General features: G+C 64.7%; 18 protein-coding genes and 1 pseudogene. 13 read left to right on the top strand and 6 right to left on the bottom strand.

Features of this window, described 5'->3' with window-relative positions; translation table 11 throughout:
• Both ACZIRK_RS15870 and ACZIRK_RS15865 read left to right on the top strand, forming a co-directional pair.
• Positions 1 to 462, top strand: coding sequence for a DUF6468 domain-containing protein (locus tag ACZIRK_RS15870; protein WP_028163559.1), 462 nt, complete (start codon positions 1 to 3; stop codon positions 460 to 462).
• Positions 459 to 1,235 carry a MotE family protein gene (locus tag ACZIRK_RS15865; RefSeq protein WP_463327683.1) on the top strand — a complete coding sequence of 259 codons (777 nt, stop codon included), beginning with the start codon at positions 459 to 461 and terminating at the stop codon, positions 1,233 to 1,235. Before ACZIRK_RS15870 ends, ACZIRK_RS15865 begins: the two co-directional genes overlap by 4 nt.
• 31 nt (positions 1,236 to 1,266) lie before the next feature.
• Here ACZIRK_RS15865 and ACZIRK_RS15860 read toward each other — a convergent pair whose 3' ends face one another.
• Positions 1,267 to 1,797 (bottom strand): DUF1269 domain-containing protein, encoded by a 531-nt coding sequence (locus tag ACZIRK_RS15860; RefSeq protein WP_463327682.1) that lies wholly within the window; start codon positions 1,795 to 1,797, stop codon positions 1,267 to 1,269.
• 174 nt (positions 1,798 to 1,971) lie between these two features.
• Entirely contained in the window at positions 1,972 to 2,226 is a 255-nt protein-coding gene (locus tag ACZIRK_RS15855; protein WP_463327681.1) for a DUF3551 domain-containing protein, read from the bottom strand.
• Between the two features lie 115 nt (positions 2,227 to 2,341).
• On the opposite strand from ACZIRK_RS15855, the gene ACZIRK_RS15850 reads away from it, so the two are divergent.
• The 5 genes from ACZIRK_RS15850 (at position 2,342) to ACZIRK_RS15830 (ending at position 8,262) form a co-directional block, all read left to right on the top strand.
• Positions 2,342 to 2,629, top strand: a complete 288-nt coding sequence (locus ACZIRK_RS15850) for a type II toxin-antitoxin system RelE/ParE family toxin (RefSeq protein WP_463327680.1) — start codon at positions 2,342 to 2,344, stop codon at positions 2,627 to 2,629.
• 1 nt (position 2,630) lies between these two features.
• Complete coding sequence (locus ACZIRK_RS15845) at positions 2,631 to 2,924, top strand: addiction module antidote protein (protein WP_028163554.1); 294 nt, start codon at positions 2,631 to 2,633, stop codon at positions 2,922 to 2,924.
• A gap of 459 nt (positions 2,925 to 3,383) precedes the next feature.
• Positions 3,384 to 7,163 (top strand): tetratricopeptide repeat protein, encoded by a 3,780-nt coding sequence (locus ACZIRK_RS15840; protein ID WP_463327679.1) that lies wholly within the window; start codon positions 3,384 to 3,386, stop codon positions 7,161 to 7,163.
• 231 nt (positions 7,164 to 7,394) lie between these two features.
• Entirely contained in the window at positions 7,395 to 7,631 is a 237-nt protein-coding gene (locus ACZIRK_RS15835) for a hypothetical protein (protein WP_028163552.1), read from the top strand.
• A 322-nt stretch (positions 7,632 to 7,953) separates the two neighbouring features.
• Positions 7,954 to 8,262: a hypothetical protein gene (locus ACZIRK_RS15830; RefSeq protein ID WP_130229062.1), complete on the top strand. Its 309-nt coding sequence runs from the start codon at positions 7,954 to 7,956 to the stop codon at positions 8,260 to 8,262.
• A 132-nt stretch (positions 8,263 to 8,394) separates the two neighbouring features.
• On the opposite strand, the gene ACZIRK_RS15825 is transcribed toward ACZIRK_RS15830, so the two are convergent.
• Both ACZIRK_RS15825 and ACZIRK_RS15820 read right to left on the bottom strand, forming a co-directional pair.
• On the bottom strand, positions 8,395 to 9,444 hold the full coding sequence (locus ACZIRK_RS15825) for an amidohydrolase (protein ID WP_463327678.1): 1,050 nt from the start codon (positions 9,442 to 9,444) through the stop codon (positions 8,395 to 8,397).
• Positions 9,404 to 9,727 (bottom strand): hypothetical protein, encoded by a 324-nt coding sequence (locus ACZIRK_RS15820; RefSeq protein ID WP_463327677.1) that lies wholly within the window; start codon positions 9,725 to 9,727, stop codon positions 9,404 to 9,406. Before ACZIRK_RS15820 ends, ACZIRK_RS15825 begins: the two co-directional genes overlap by 41 nt.
• Positions 9,728 to 9,777: 50 nt before the next feature.
• Between ACZIRK_RS15820 and ACZIRK_RS15815 the strand changes: the two are divergent.
• From ACZIRK_RS15815 to ACZIRK_RS15805, 3 genes and pseudogenes are all read left to right on the top strand, one after another.
• Positions 9,778 to 9,963: pseudogene (locus ACZIRK_RS15815) on the top strand (SDR family oxidoreductase); the annotation flags it as partial.
• Complete coding sequence (locus ACZIRK_RS15810) at positions 9,950 to 10,180, top strand: hypothetical protein (RefSeq protein WP_463327676.1); 231 nt, start codon at positions 9,950 to 9,952, stop codon at positions 10,178 to 10,180. The pseudogene ACZIRK_RS15815 and the gene ACZIRK_RS15810, both read left to right, overlap by 14 nt.
• 9 nt (positions 10,181 to 10,189) lie before the next feature.
• Entirely contained in the window at positions 10,190 to 11,425 is a 1,236-nt protein-coding gene (locus ACZIRK_RS15805; RefSeq protein WP_463327675.1) for a YbfB/YjiJ family MFS transporter, read from the top strand.
• 9 nt (positions 11,426 to 11,434) lie between these two features.
• On the opposite strand, the gene fliP is transcribed toward ACZIRK_RS15805, so the two are convergent.
• Both fliP and ACZIRK_RS15795 read right to left on the bottom strand, forming a co-directional pair.
• Entirely contained in the window at positions 11,435 to 12,187 is a 753-nt protein-coding gene (fliP, locus tag ACZIRK_RS15800) for a flagellar type III secretion system pore protein FliP (RefSeq protein WP_028163550.1), read from the bottom strand.
• Positions 12,184 to 13,137 carry a flagellar biosynthetic protein FliO gene (locus ACZIRK_RS15795; protein ID WP_463327674.1) on the bottom strand — a complete coding sequence of 318 codons (954 nt, stop codon included), beginning with the start codon at positions 13,135 to 13,137 and terminating at the stop codon, positions 12,184 to 12,186. The genes fliP and ACZIRK_RS15795 overlap by 4 nt, the downstream gene beginning before the upstream one ends.
• Before the next feature lie 330 nt (positions 13,138 to 13,467).
• Here ACZIRK_RS15795 and flgB point away from each other — a divergent pair, with 330 nt between their 5' ends.
• The 3 genes from flgB to fliE are packed head-to-tail and all read left to right on the top strand — an operon-like array spanning position 13,468 to position 14,656.
• Positions 13,468 to 13,878 (top strand): flagellar basal body rod protein FlgB, encoded by a 411-nt coding sequence (gene flgB, locus ACZIRK_RS15790; protein ID WP_463327673.1) that lies wholly within the window; start codon positions 13,468 to 13,470, stop codon positions 13,876 to 13,878.
• A 23-nt stretch (positions 13,879 to 13,901) separates the two neighbouring features.
• Complete coding sequence (flgC, locus tag ACZIRK_RS15785; RefSeq protein ID WP_028163547.1) at positions 13,902 to 14,327, top strand: flagellar basal body rod protein FlgC; 426 nt, start codon at positions 13,902 to 13,904, stop codon at positions 14,325 to 14,327.
• 20 nt (positions 14,328 to 14,347) lie between these two features.
• Complete coding sequence (gene fliE / locus ACZIRK_RS15780; protein ID WP_028163546.1) at positions 14,348 to 14,656, top strand: flagellar hook-basal body complex protein FliE; 309 nt, start codon at positions 14,348 to 14,350, stop codon at positions 14,654 to 14,656.
• The last annotated feature ends 119 nt before the right edge of the window (positions 14,657 to 14,775 follow it).

The raw sequence follows: 14,775 nt of genomic DNA, 5'->3' as shown, positions 1-14,775 counted from the left end.
TTGAATCATTCCCTCGGAATTGCGATTGAAAGCCTGGTCGCCGTGCTGTTGATGCTGACGATCGGCTACTGCATGCTGCTCAACAAGCGCCTGCAGCGGCTGAAGGCCGACGAGCACTCGCTGAAGGCCACCATCGCCGAACTGATCACGGCAACCGAGATCGCCGAGCGCGCGATCGGCGGGCTGAAGCACACCGTGCGCGACGTCAACGAGAATCTCGGCAGCCAGCTCACCGCGGCGACGCAGATGTCGGCACATCTGAAGGGCCAGCTCTCTGAGGCCGACGCTATGATCCGGCGGCTGTCGAGGATCGTGCAGGCGGGACGGCCGGTGACGGAGGCTGCGCCCGCCGCAGCCGCTGCACCCGCGCCGGCAGCGCCGAAGATGTCGCCGGCCAAGGCGGTGGCGGCGGCTGCTGAAGCCTTCACCGAACGCAGAAAGGCTGGCGGTCTGGCCGCATGAGCGCGTTTCGCGACATCCGCGTCATCCCGGTCGTGCTGGTCGCGATCTTCGGCCTCGTGGTGCTGAAGGTCGCGGGCCTCGTGCTCGATGGCGGCTACGTGTTCGACTACAATCCGCAGTCGACCAAGCCGTCATGGGCGCAGGAGATGCTGAATTTCCCGGGAGGAAAGAACAAGGGAGATCCGAACGACATCACCGGCTCCGTGCATGCTCCGGCGGAGAAAAAGAAGGAAGAGCCGCCCGCGGCGACCGATCCGCCGCCGCAGCCGGATGGCGTCGTGATCAATCCGAACCTGCCCCCGCAGATCTCGGCCTCCGAGCGCGCGATCCTGGAACGGCTGCAGGCGCGCCGGCAGGAACTCGATGCCCGCGCGCGCGAGATCGAGATCCGCGAAAGCCTGTTGAAGGCCGCCGAGAAGCGCATCGAGGCGAAGGTGGAGGAGGCCAGGGCGAGCGACGCCAGGACCAGTGCCAGCGCGGCGCAGAAGGCCGAAGCCGACGCCGCGCGCTTCAAGGGCATCGTCACGATGTATGAGGGCATGAAGCCGAAGGACGCCGCGAAGGTGTTCGACCGCCTGGAAATGGGCGTGCTCTACGAGATCGCGTCCCAGATCGCGCCGCGCAAGATGGCTGATATCCTCGGCCTGATGCAACCCGAAGCGGCCGAGCGGCTCACCGTCGAGCTCGCCCGCCGCGCCAGTCCCGACAAGCTGCAACCTGCCGCCGACCTGCCGAAGATCGAGGGCAAGATGCTCGCGCCGAAGCTGAATTGACGACTTCAGCGCATCGCTTGCAGCAGTACTATCAAGCAGCCGGTGCAGCCGGCGCAGGTGGAGTAGGAACAACCGCTTGCGCGCCGGCCAGCGCCGCCCGCAACGCGTCTTCCTTGGTGTGGTCAAGAGACGTCTTCAGCACGGTCCCGCCTTCGCCCTTGAGACCTTCAAGCACTTTGTCTCCGGTCACCCTGCGCGCCAGCACAAAAAGGGCTGCGGTTCCCGGTTGAATGGCGGCCGCTGTCTCCTTCATCCATTTGTCGTCGATGCCGACATCGGTCAGATAGCCGCCGAGCGTTCCGCCGGCGGCGCCAAGCGCCGCTCCTGCCAGCGGCATCAGGAAAATCAGGCCGATCAGGGTGCCCCAGAAAGCGCCGCCGACTGCGCCGGCCGCCGTGGTGTTGATGAGCTGGTTCAATTTCACCCGGCCTTCGGCATCCTTCACCGCAATCACGGCATCGCCGAGTTCGATCAGGTACTCCTTCTGCATGGCCAGCAATTTCTGACGAACTTCTTCCGCCTTCGCCTCGGTTGGGAATGCGATCACGACAAGATCACTCATTTGCAGTTCTCCTCTATGGCCGCCCGACTCTATTGCGTCTCCATGACCATCCGAATGCAAAGCAAATGGCACGCGAATGCGATTGATTTACATCAACCCCCGGCGAGGAGAGCGTAGCACGTTGTTCAATCTGTGGCTTTGCGGCCTTTGTCACAAATGAAGCGGGGAACCCGGCTACCGCCGACGGGCCCTGGCTGGCGGTTTCCCGCCTGCGCCCGCGAAATACGGATTGGCAAAACATTCGGCTGCGCGGCCTGACGCCGACGCCTTGCACTGAGTCATCGATGTATATCCGCAGCCGATGGCAGGGCCGTCAATGCTGAAGACCTGCATGCAGATCGGGTAACGCGGATCGTAGGTCTGCGCCTGGCCGGGCAAGGCCGCCAGGATTGCGACGCCCACCAGGATCGCCCGAGCTACGGGGCGCATCGGAATCTCCTTAAAGGCAAGTCACTTCCCGTTTTCTTTTTACTTCCTTCTACTTTGGACATTTTCTTTGTGTATTATAGTTGACAGTCACAGGGTGTGTATCTTAGTACACGCGATGCAGATCATCCAGACCGAAGCTTACTCGACGTGGTTCGCTAAGCTTGGCGACATTCAGGCCAAAGCCCGCATCGTTGCCCGCATCCGCCGCATGGAATTGGGCAACCTCGGCGATGCCAAATCGCTTGGCGACAGTGTGAGTGAAATGCGGATCGACCACGGCCCGGGATATCGGGTTTACTTCACGAAGCGCGGCAAGACCGTTGTGATCTTGCTCTGCGGTGGCGACAAGAAATCACAGAAGCGAGAGATCGAAACCGCGAAGCGAATGGCAAAGGAGGTCTGATATGGCCATCAAGACAACCCCCTTCAACATCCTTGATCACCTCAAGACTCCAGAGGAGCAAGTCGCTTACCTTGAAGCGGCCCTGGAGATCGATGATCCGTCATTCATCGCGGCAGCTATTGGCGACGTTGCCAAAGCCCGCGGTGTGAGCGAATTCTCTCGCGAGACTGGCCTAAGCCGAGAGGCGATCTACAAGGCGTTCAAAAAGGGAGGCAATCCAACCCTTGAAACGCTAGACAAAGCGCTGAAACCCCTTGGAATGCGACTGACACTTACTGCACGAAACGCAGCTTAACGACGCGCCGCGCTCCGCGGTTTACCGATCGCACTGATAGACGCGGCCAGCGGCGAACTGCGCGTCATCGATCTGGCGATGAGCATGCAGCCGTGCAAGCGGGTCGTTCCGAGCTGCCGAGCCTGACCCGATGGTTGCCCGGATGGGCAACCAGGTGGAGCCACTCAAGGCCGAGCTTGAGACGATGTGCATGTCCGCTTCCGAAGTTCAGCGGTGTAGGCGTCTCGGATGTCTTCAGGGAACGCATCGATGACCTTTGGGCGTACTCGCGCTGGTCCCGATAGCCATCAATGTCCCCGCCGGAGCACTGCTATATTTCCTCGATTTTCGGGGACCGTTCCCCGAAGTTTCCAAGTAGTCGTCGTTAACAACTCCTTAAGCGAGCCAATTCAAGATTCGGATGCGGGGTGGCGCATTGGTAGCTGCTTCGAGGCTTGAGGGCTGAAAGACGTAACTGGCATGGCGCGACGGGCTGCCGCTGGACTAAGGTCGCATGGCCGCGTTTTGCCGCGGACGGCGTATCTTTGCCTGGGCCGGCTGCTGCCGCTTGCCGTGCTCCTGATTTCCCTGACACTTGCCCCGGCCGCCCGCGCCGACGATCCGGTCAAGGGCGTGGCGACGTTCTCGGCGGCGAACGGTTTTGCGCGGCTGGTGTTCAAGCTCACCGAGGATGTCGAAACCGAGGTGTCGACGGCCGGCTCGATCGTCGTGATCCGCTTCAAGCGGCCGGTCGATATCCCCGTGGAGAGATTGGCCGATGCCGTGCCCGATTATGTCGGCATGGCGCGGCGCGATCCGGACGGAACGGCGATCCGCCTGTCGCTGTCGCGGCGGGTGACGATCAATACGATGACCGCGGCCGAGCGGATCTTCATCGACTTCCTGCCCGATGAGTGGGCCGGGCCGCCGCCGCCTTTGCCGACGGACGTGATCCGCGAACTGGCCGAGCGCGCCCGCGCGGCCGAGCGTGCGTTGCGCGCGCAGCGGGCGGCGGACGCAGCCAGGAAAAAGCCGCCGGTGCGCGTGCGCGCTTCGGTGCAGCCGACCTTCGTGCGCTTCGTGTTCGAAATTCCCGATGGCGTCAGCGCGTCCTCGGTGCTGAACGAGCAGAAGCTGACACTGTTGTTCAACAGCGTGCTCAGCTTCGACCTCGCGGATGCCAAGGTGGCGGCGCCGCCGAACGTCGCCTCGATCAACCAGCGCTCCGACACCGACACATCAGCTGTCGACATCAACCTGATCGGCGAAGTCGATGTGCGTTCCTTCCGCGAGGACAAAAACTACGTCGTCGACGTCGCCTTCCAGCAGCCGGAGAAGCCGGCAGCGGATGGGCACGCCGCCAACATTCCACCCGCGCCGGCAAAGCCGCTGGTCGCCGTGGCGGCCGGGCAGGGCAAGGCGATCAGGGAATCCACGCCGCTGCAGCAGCCGGCCCCGGTCGCCCTGGTGACATCTGAGACGTTCGCGGAGCAGGCCAAGATCGCCATCAAGCCCGAGCAGGGCGCAAATGCGCCGCAGGCGGAGCCCGCGGTGGCGGCCGAGAGCACGGCGCCTGCGGTCGCGAAGCCGCAGCCCCCCACCGCCGAACCGCCCGCGCCGGCGTCCGAGAAGGTCGCGCAGGAGGTGGCGCCGGCTCCGCCTCCACTGCAAGCGGCGCCTGCCGAGCCGCCGCAGCCTGCAGCAGCGTCCGCGAAGGAAGCTTCACCGCCATCTGCGAATGTCGCGCCGAAACAGGCCGCTGCAGCAACGCCACAGACTTCGTCCGCTGAGAAGTCTGTTGCGGTCGACGCGCAGCGCGACAGCGACGGCTTGCGCGTGACGTTCACCTTCCAGAAAGCGACGCCGTCGGCGTTGTTCCGCCGCGCCGATGCGGTGTGGCTGGTGTTCGATTCTTCAGAACCGATCGATGTCGCGCCGATCCGCGACAAGGCCGGCGCCATCATCTCCGACGTCAGCCGCTTGCCGCTGGACCAGGGGCAGGCGATCCGCTTCCGCCTCAACCGCCCGCAGATGCCTTCGCTCGAGGCCGACGAGCGTTCCTCCGGCACCGGCTGGACGGTGACCTTCGCCGACCGGGTGCAGAAGCCGCCGCAGCCCTTGATGGTGGTGCGCAACGTCAGCGATCCCGCACTCGCCAATGTCAGCGTGCCCTTGGCCAATCCCGGGCAATTGCATCGGCTGGTCGATCCCGATGCCGGCGACATGCTGTGGGTCGTGACCGCGCCGCCGCCGGCGCGCGGCTTCATCCGTCGGCAGGATTTCGTCGAGCTGTCGCTGCTTGAATCCGTGCACGGCCTCGTGGTGCATCCGAACTCCGACGACGTGAAGGCCGAACTCGGCGCCGACAAGGTGGTGCTGGGACGTCCTGGCGGGCTGACGCTGTCATCGGCCGACGTTGCCGCCGAACGCGCCACCGCCGCGGTCAAGCCGCTGTTCGATGCCGAGGAATGGAAGAACAACCAATCGGAGAACTTCATCAAGCGGCTCGATGGGCTGACCACGGCCAGCGCCGAGGCGACCACGTCGCCCGAGCAGCTCGCGCAGTCGCGGCTCAACCTTGCCAAGTTCTACGTCGCGCGCGCCATGTATGAGGAAGCCCACGGCGTCGCCAACCTGATGCTGTCGGAGAGCAAGCGCGGCGCCGAGGATCCGGCCGTGCTGATGATCCATGCCGCCAGCAGCATCATGATGGGCCGGCCCGAGCGCGCGCTCAAGGATCTCGCCAGTCCCTTGATCGGCAACGGCTATGATTCCCAATTGTGGAAGGGGCTCGCCCTTGCGCGCCAGGGCAAATGGGCGGATGCGCGGGAGAAATTCAAGAACGCGGAGTTCTCGGTCGCGACGCTGCCGCCCGATCTGCAGCGCGTCGTCATGCTGGAATCGATGAGGGCCGCGCTCGAGGTGAAGGATTTTGCCGGTGCCGCGCGCCGCCGCAGCGAGCTCGAGGTGATCGGCCTGCCGAAGGAATTGAAACCCGCCGCAGCGGTGCTGCGCGGCCGGCTCGCCGAAGCGCTCGGCTATGAGAAGGACGCGCTCGACGCCTACCGCTTCGCCGCGAACTCGCTCGACCGGCAGGCCGCGGCCGAAGGCAAATTGCTTGAGGTCGCACTGAAGCAGAAGCGGGGTGAGATCACGCAAGGAGAGATCCTGCGCGAGCTCGAACTGCTCGCCGTGATGTGGCGTGGCGACAGCATCGAGCTGCGCACGCTGCAGATCCTGGCGAAGATCTATTCCGACACCGGCCGCTATGCGGAGGCGTTCGCGGCCACCCGCGCCGCGACGAAACTGCAGCCGAACTCGCCGGAATCGCGGCAGGCACAGGATGCGGCGTCGGCGCTGTTCTCGCAGCTTTTCCTCGGGCCCGCCGGCGACAGCATCCCGCCGATCGATGCACTCACGATGTTCTATGAATACCGCGAGCTGACGCCGATCGGTCGCCGGGGGGATGAGATGATCCGCCGCCTGGCCGACCGTCTGGTCGGCGTCGACCTCTTGGATCAGGCCGCCGAACTGCTGCAGTACCAGGTCGACAAGCGGCTCGAGGGCGCGGCGCGCGCGCAGGTCGCCGCACGCCTTGCCATGGTCTATCTCACCAATCGCAAGCCGGAGCGCGCGATCGCGGCGCTGCGCCTGACCCGCATCTCGGATCTCTCGGGCGAATTGCGCCAGCAGCGACTGCTGCTCGAGGCGCGTGCGCAGAGCGACGTCGGCCGGCATGACCTCGCGCTCGACATCATCTCCAACATTCCCGGCCGCGAAGCGATCCGGCTGCGTTCCGACATCTTTTGGGCGCAGCGGCACTGGCGCGAGGCCTCCGAGCAGATCGAGCTCTATTACGGCGACCGCTGGCGCGACTTCACGCCGTTGAACGCGGCCGAGAAGGGCGACGTCATCCGTGCCGTGGTCGGCTATGCGCTCGCCGAGGACGCGATCGGGCTCGCCCGCTTCCGCGAGAAATATGCGCCGCTGATGTCGGGCGAGGCCGACCGGACGGCGTTCGACATTGCAGCCAGGCCGGCTGCCGCCAACAGCGCCGAATTCTCGGAGATCGCAAGGATGGCCGCCAGAGTCGATACGCTCGACGGCTTCATCCGCGACATGAAGCTCCGCTTCCCCGACGCCACCGCCCGCGCGCCGCTCTCCGATCCGATCGCGACCGGCGCTGTGCCGGGCACGAAAGCCGATCCCGAAGCGCTGCCTGCGATCGTCGGCACCAAGCGCGCCAGCGCTGCGAGGTAGCCCGTAGCCGGATGGAGCCAACGGGTCGCGCGAATGCGCGCCCGATGACAGGCTCCGCGCAATCCGGGATTGTCACCGTTTGCGAACCTGTTCCCGGATTACGCGGCGCTCCATCCAGGCTACAAACTCCGTCCGGGCTACGTGGAAGCCGCGACGATCGTCCTCTCGACAGCGTCGCGTTTAGGCGGCAATTTGCGGCGGCCACGCAAATCGCCGGAGGATGTCGTCACCATGAGCAAGCCGACCAAGACCGAAGCCGAACTCATCGAGATGGCAAGAGCCGAGCTGAAGGTCCATGCCGATTGCCCTGATGGCATCGTGATCTCCGTGATCCGTGACGGCGACAGTTGGGAATTTCGTGCGGCCGCCGACGCCGCGACGGTGGCTAAGCCGGGTTATCCCGAATGCGTGGCGATGCTGGTCCAGGTCGGCGATCACCTCAGCAAGCAATATGACTTCAAGAACTGACCGGCTGCGCTGTTATCCGTGACGAGCGCCGGCTCGCTACGGCGTGTACTCACAAACCCGCGCGCCGCATCGGAGTGCGTCTGGGATGCATTGTGTCCCTGATCGCGGCGCGATAGCAGACCTCCAAGGGTCCGAGATGGGGCAAGAGGCGACGCAACGCGTCCGGATCAGCTCCGATCGAGTGGCGGGTTGTGGGGCTTGGCTTCGTGCCACCACCAGTTACCCACGTAACGCAATTCCGGATTTCCGAAATCTTTCTGTAGGCGTCCTGCGCCATCATCGTCGCTGGTGGATGGTCACTTCTAACACGAAAGGAGCTTCCATGAAGATTCAAGTCCGCAGGCTCGCGATTGCAGTCGCAATTGCTGTCCCTCTCGCAGCGGCCGCCACGGCCAAATCGTCTGCTGCGCCGATCAATGGCATGTCGATCAAGGCGGCGGTACCAGCCGTGACGATGGACGTGCGCTATCTGGTGCGTCGGGATTATCCTTCGTATTGGGGCTATCCCACCTATAACTCGTACTGGGGCTATCCCACCTATAATTCGTATTGGGGCTATCCGACCTATAATTCATATTGGAGCTATCCGAGCTATTACTACTCCTATCCCGGCTACACTTACGGCTGGTGATGACGTCAAGCATTGGCAGCGTGCGGCTCCCTTCGAGCCGCCGCTCGCCAACATGTACTTAAGAGATTTTATCCTTCCTCGATCATGCGCATCTCGCTTGCTTCGCTTTGCTCGTGATGACGGGCCTGGCCGTTACGGCCCCTTGGCCCTCTGGTCGAATGCGCTCAGGACTGCGAGCGTCATCGCGGTGACGCCAGTCTGAATGGTAGGCTTCGGCACCGGCGCGAACAGCGGGGAATGGTTGCCGGGGAGCGGCGCGCCGCCATTGCGCGCGGCGGCGACGTGCCCGGGATCGTAGACGCCGATATTGAAGAACATCGAAGGCACGCCGGCATTGATGTACTCCGAAAAATCCTCGCTTGCGGTGACCGGCGGCGCGGTCATGAACTTGTCGCCGAAGGCCGCGTTCAGCACCTTCTCGGCGGTCGCGACAACAGCGGCATCGTTGACAACCGCCTTGGTACCCTCGGTGATCCCGATCTCCGGTGCAGGCGCGTTCGCCATGGCGGCGACCGCTTTGGCGGTACGTTCGATTCCATCATGCATCTTGGCGCGCACGTCCGGTTTGAAGGTTCTGATGGTGCCGAGCAGGACCGCCTCGTCGGGAATGATGTTGGCCGTGGTGCCGGCATGGAGCGAGCCGATGGAGACTACGCCGAACTCGGTCGGGTCCTTTTCACGGCTGATGACGCTCTGCACATCGACCACAAAACGCGACGCCATCATCACGGGATCGATGGTCGCCTGTGGCGCCGCGCCATGGCCGCCGCGGCCTTTGAATTTGATGTAGAGGCCGTCGGCATTGGAAGAGCGGACCCCGACGGTGTAGCTGACGTAGCCGTAGGGAAAGGCCCCGCTATGCAGGGCAAAGCCGGCATCGGGCTTGGGAAAGCGCGTGAACAGCCCATCGGCCAGCATGGCTCTGGCACCCGCAACCACTTCCTCGGCGGGCTGGGCGATGAACATCAGCGTGCCCTTCCACCGGTCCTTCAGCCCGACCAGCGCCTGCGCCGTTCCGATCCAGCTCGCCATGTGGATGTCGTGGCCGCAGCTATGGGCGACAAAGGTTTCGCGCTCCTGCCAGATGGTCTTGTCGCGGCTTGCGTAGGGCAGGCCGGTCTTCTCCTCCATCGGCAGCGCGTCAAGCTCGGTGCGCACCATGATGGTCGTGACCGTCGCCATTTTTGTAGAGCGCAACCAGCCCGGTCTTGCCGACCTTCTCTGTAACCTCGAAGCCGATCGCGCGCATCTCGGCGGCGAGTCTTGCGGCGGTCTTCTCCTCCTGGAAGGCGATCTCGGGATGGGCGTGGATGTCCTTGTAGAGCGCATCGAGTTTTGGATATTCGCTCTCGAAGGAGGTCTCGATCGATTGCTTCAGGCTTGCGACGTCGAGCTCCGCATGCGCCGGCAGCGCAACCATGCTGCCCAAGGCAAATGCGACGAGCAGAGGCTTTGCAAACCGCATGGTCAGACCTCCCTTGGCTTTTTTTCCTCAACCAGAATATCGCGGTGCGCATCCGCGTCAACGCGGTCTCGCCCGGCGTGATCAAGACGCCGATGCATGGACGCGAGACCTAAGATTTCCTCGCCAAGCTGCATCCGGTCGGGCGGATGGGCGAGAGCCGCGACATCGTCGATGCCATGCTCTATCTCGAAAGCGCGGGCTTCGTCACCGGCGAGATCCTGCATGTCGATCGCTGAAATCACCCGGATTCGTCATTGCGAGCCACCGGGTCGCGCGAACGCGCGCCCGATGACAGGCTCCGCGAAGCAATCCACGGTGCCGCTTGCGGAGGCGTGGATTGCTTCGTCGCTGTCGCTCCTCGCAATGACGGTCGACGCGCCGGTCAGCCATCGTCGCCGGCGATGGCTGGCATCAGAACTAACCATTTCCCTTTCCTACTGCAACGCGGCTTAACCGATATCGATGTCAAGCACCCACGCTCACCGTCATCCGCATTCAGCCGCGGCCAATCATCATCATGAAGGCGGGCCGGTCTGGCTGTCGGCTGCGGCGGGGCTTTGCGCCTCGCTGGTCGGTCTCGGGTTGGCGCGCTTCGCCTACACGCCGCTGATCCCGGCGCTGATCGCGGCAAAATGGTTCAGTCCGGCCGATGTCGTCTATCTCGGCGCTGCCAATCTTGCGGGCTATCTTGGCGGCGCGATTATCGCGCGCCAAGTCGGCGCTCGCATCGGGGCGGTGCGCTCGCTGCGCGCGATGATGGTGCTTGCATCGCTCTGCTGCTTTGCCTGCTCGGTGCCGATCTCGTTCGCCTGGTTCTTCGTGTGGCGCTTTCTTGCCGGTCTGTCCGGAGGCGTGATCATGGTGCTTGCGGCGTCGACGATCCTGCCGCATACGCCGCCGAACAAGAAGGGCGTGGTCGGTGGCGTGATCTTCGCCGGCGTGGGCGTCGGCGTTGCGGCGTCCGGCACGCTCGTGCCGCTGTTGCTGCGGCAAGGGCTGCAAGAGGCCTGGTATGGACTTGGGATATTGTCCGTGCTGCTGACCCTGGCGAGCTGGAAGGCCTGGCCGGCCGAGGACCGCGGCGCGAAAGCCGTAGCTCACCATCGCACAGCATCGCGGCCGCGATCACTGGCGATCCGCGCGCTGTATGCGGAGTATGGCCTCAACGCCCTGGCGCTGGTGCCGCACATGGTTTTCCTGGTCGACTTCGTGGCGCGCGGGCTGGGGCAGGGGATTCCGGCCGCTTCGCAATACTGGGTGCTCTACGGCATCGGCGCGATCGCCGGTCCGCTCGTGACCGGGCATCTTGCCGACCGTGCAGGCTTCGGCCCGGCGCTGCGCGTCGCCTTCCTGGTGCAGGCGGTTGCCATCGTGCTGCCGGCGGTCAGCGTGGCTCCGGCCGCGATGATCGTCTCGAGCGTGATCGCTGGCGCCTTCACCCCCGGCATCGTGCCGCTGACGCTCGGCCGCATCCATGAACTCGTTCCGCACAACAGCGCCGCGCAGGGCGCGGCCTGGGCGCAAGCAACCACGAGCTTTGCGCTGTTTCAGGCCGGCGGCGCCTATGGCCTGTCCTACTGCTTCGAGCAGACCGGCGGCAACTACGCGCTCCTGTTCATGATCGGCGCAGCCGCCATCACCACCGCTCTCGCCGTCGATCTCGTGGTCGGCCTATTGGGCGATCGCGCGCGCTCGTAGTTCGTCGCGCTATCCCCCGTAGCTCTGCACCAGGCTGCCGGCGACCAGCGACCAGCCGTCGACCAGCACGAAGAAGATCAGCTTGAACGGTAGGGACACCACGACCGGCGGCAGCATCATCATGCCCATCGACATCAGGACGGAGGCGACCACGAGGTCGATGATGAGGAAGGGCAGGAACAACAGGAAGCCGATCTCGAAGGCGCGCTTCAATTCGGAGATCATGAAGGCGGGGACGAGGATGCGCAGCGACATCTCTTCCGGGCTCGCGGGCGGCGGCTCGCCGGAGAGATCCATGAACAGCTTGAGGTCCTTCTCGCGCACATTCTTCTGCATGAAGCCGCGCAACGGGACGGAGGCGCGCTGCAGCGCGTCCTCGACGCCGATCTGGTTGGCGACCAGCGGGCGGATGCCGTCGTCATAGGATTTCTGCAGCACCGGGCCCATCACGAACGCGGTCAGGAACATCGCCAGCGCGATGATCACGGAGTTCGGCGGCGCGGTCGCGGTGCCGAGCGCGGTGCGGAGCAGCGACAGCACCACGACGATGCGCGTGAACGACGTCATCATGATCAGGATCGACGGCGCGATCGAGAGCACCGTGAGCAGCGCGATCAACTGGATCGCGCGCTCGGTGACGCCGCCATTGCCCTGGCCGAGATTGATGCTGATGTCCTGCGCAAGCGCAGGCGCCGCCAGCGAGCTGGCGGCGATCAGGACGGCGGTGAATAAAACTCTACGCGGAAACTTCGGCGGCCTCACGAAGGGTTCTTCGGGCGGCCGAGCAGGGAGGCCATCTCGTCTTCGAGATTCTCAAAGCCGCTCTTCTGCGGCGCAGGTGAGGGCGGAGGTTCGCTGCGTGCGGGGCGCGGCGCTGCTGCCGGCTCGGGCGCGACCGGCGGCGCGGCAGCTTCGCTCGGCGGACGGCGCAGCGCGGCCTCGAGCCGCTGCGCCATCTCGGCGAGATTGGCGTCGGCGCTGGATGTGTCCGGCGGCGGCGGAGGAGGAGATGGCGGAGGCGGCGGGGGTGGCGGTGCTGCGGCACGCTCGGGGGTGCGCAGCGGCGCGATCTTCGGCTCGGTCGTGCGGGGCGGGCGCGGGATCAGGGGCTCGGTTCGGGGCACGCGCGGCGGGATCGGCTCCGGCCGCGGTTCGGTGCGCTCGGGGCGGCTGCCGATCGGCTCCGGCGTGAAGCCGGCGAGCGGATCGCGTCGCTCTGTCAGCGGCGGGCCGGCCGGACGGCGGAGCTCTTCGGCAAAAGACGGACGCGCGGGCCGCGGCGGCGGCTCAGGCATCGTCGGCTCCGGCGTATCGAAGATCTCGGTGCGGGCGCTTTCGGTCTCGGCCCACGCGGCATCCGGGAGCGGCGCAACCCGCGGTGGCGGCTCGGCGCTGGCGATGACCGGACGCGGCGGCGCCTGGTCGCGGGCCGACGCGCGGACGATATTGGGTTCGACGACGATGTCGGTGGGGCCGCCGATCATCAGGAGATGCTCGACATTGTCGCGGCGGACCAGCACGAGGCGGCGCCGCCCATCGACCGCGGCCGCATCGATCACGGCTAGCCGCGGCATCCGCCCGCGGTTGGTGTTGGCTCCGAGGCGGTTACCGGCAAAGCGGCGGACCAGCCATGCGGCCAGACCGATCAGCGCCAATACGGCGATGAACGCAAAGAGGAACCACAGGATCTGCATATTACTGTCCCCGGCCATCTGGCCCTGCTTTCATGCTGGCGTCGACGGATGCGGGCTGAAGCGATCCGATCAGCGAATCACGCCCGAGATCAGCCTTATTTCTTAATTCCCCACGGCAGTCACGCCGCCCATGTTTACTAATAGACCAAGAATCGATTGTTCCAAAACGACTTCTAAGCCCACCTGCGCGCGCTGGTTAACGCAGCCATCGTGGCGAAAATGTGCACTTCCGGATGATTCGGAGACCTGCCAACGGCCTCCCGGAACAATTTAACCAGCCGTTAACCATACACCGGGCAAATTCTGCCTACCTCGGGGACGGCCCCAGAGGTTAACGGGGGCGCGGCGATGGCCATCAACGATCTACCGATCCTGTCGGCGCTGCGCACCAAGATGCAGTGGCATCAGGAGCGCCAGCGGGTGCTGGCCGAGAACGTCTCCAATTCGGATTCGCCGAACTTTCGGCCGCGCGACCTGGTCGAGCCGACCTTCGGCCGCAATGGCGCGCCGGTCAGCGGATCGATGGGCACGCTGCCGATGATGCGGACCGCCTCCGGCCATATCGCGGCCTCCGGCGCGCCGGAGAATTTCGACCATGACGGCGGCAAGAACGCCTTCATGACCAGGCCGGCCGGCAACGCCGTCAACCTGGAAGAGCAGATGCTGAAGGTCTCCGCCAACCAGATGGACTATGCGGCGGTGACCTCGCTCTACAGCCGCAGCCTCGGATTGATCAAAACCGCCATCGGCAGGCGCTGACAGGTTTTTAGGGAGAAGGGATCATGGCCGACGATGGAAGCGATTTCGCCCGCTCGATGACGATTGCCACCTCTGGCCTGCGCGCGCAGGCCGGACGGATGCGGGTGATCTCGGAAAATATCGCCAACGCCGATTCGACGGCGCAGACCGCGGGCGGCGATCCCTACCGCCGCAAGGTGCCGACCTTCTCCTCCGCACTCGACCGGACGCTGGATGCCAAAGTGGTGACGCTCGGCAGAGTGCGGCCCGACCAGTCGGCGTTCCGCGTCAAATACGAGCCGAGCAATCCGGCGGCGGATGCAACCGGCAACGTGAAATATCCCAACGTCAATCCGCTGGTCGAAATGACCGACATGCGCGACGCCCAGCGCTCCTATGAGGCGAACCTCAACATCATCAGCGCGACGCGGCGGATGATCCAGCGCACGCTCGATATCCTCAAGTCCTAAGAAACAGGAAGCGATCCAACATGGCCACACCGACAGTTGCCGCCAATGCCTATGCCAGCCTCGCCCGCATGATGGAGCGGGGCGGTGCCGAGAAGGGCGGCGAGACCGCAGGCCCCTCGTTCGGCGCGCTGGTGAAGGAAGCCATCGGCAGCGTCATGGATGCTGGCCGCAAGTCCGACGCCCAGACCGTGGCGATGACCTCGGGCCGGGCCAATGTGATGGACGTGGTGACCGCGGTCGCCGAGACCGACGTCGCGGTCTCAACCCTGGTGTCGGTGCGGGACCGGGTGATCCAGTCGTATGAAGACATCATGAAGATGCCGATCTGAGGCTTCCGTCATTGCGAGCGGAGCGAAGCAATCCATGGTGCCGCTTGCTGAGGCATGGATTGCTTCGTCGCTGACGCTCCTCGCAATGACGGCGGAGGGTTTGGCGGATTGAAAAAGGA

This window comes from Bradyrhizobium sp. Leo114, assembly GCF_055229415.2.
This window is presented reverse-complemented; position numbering and strand designations above follow the sequence as displayed.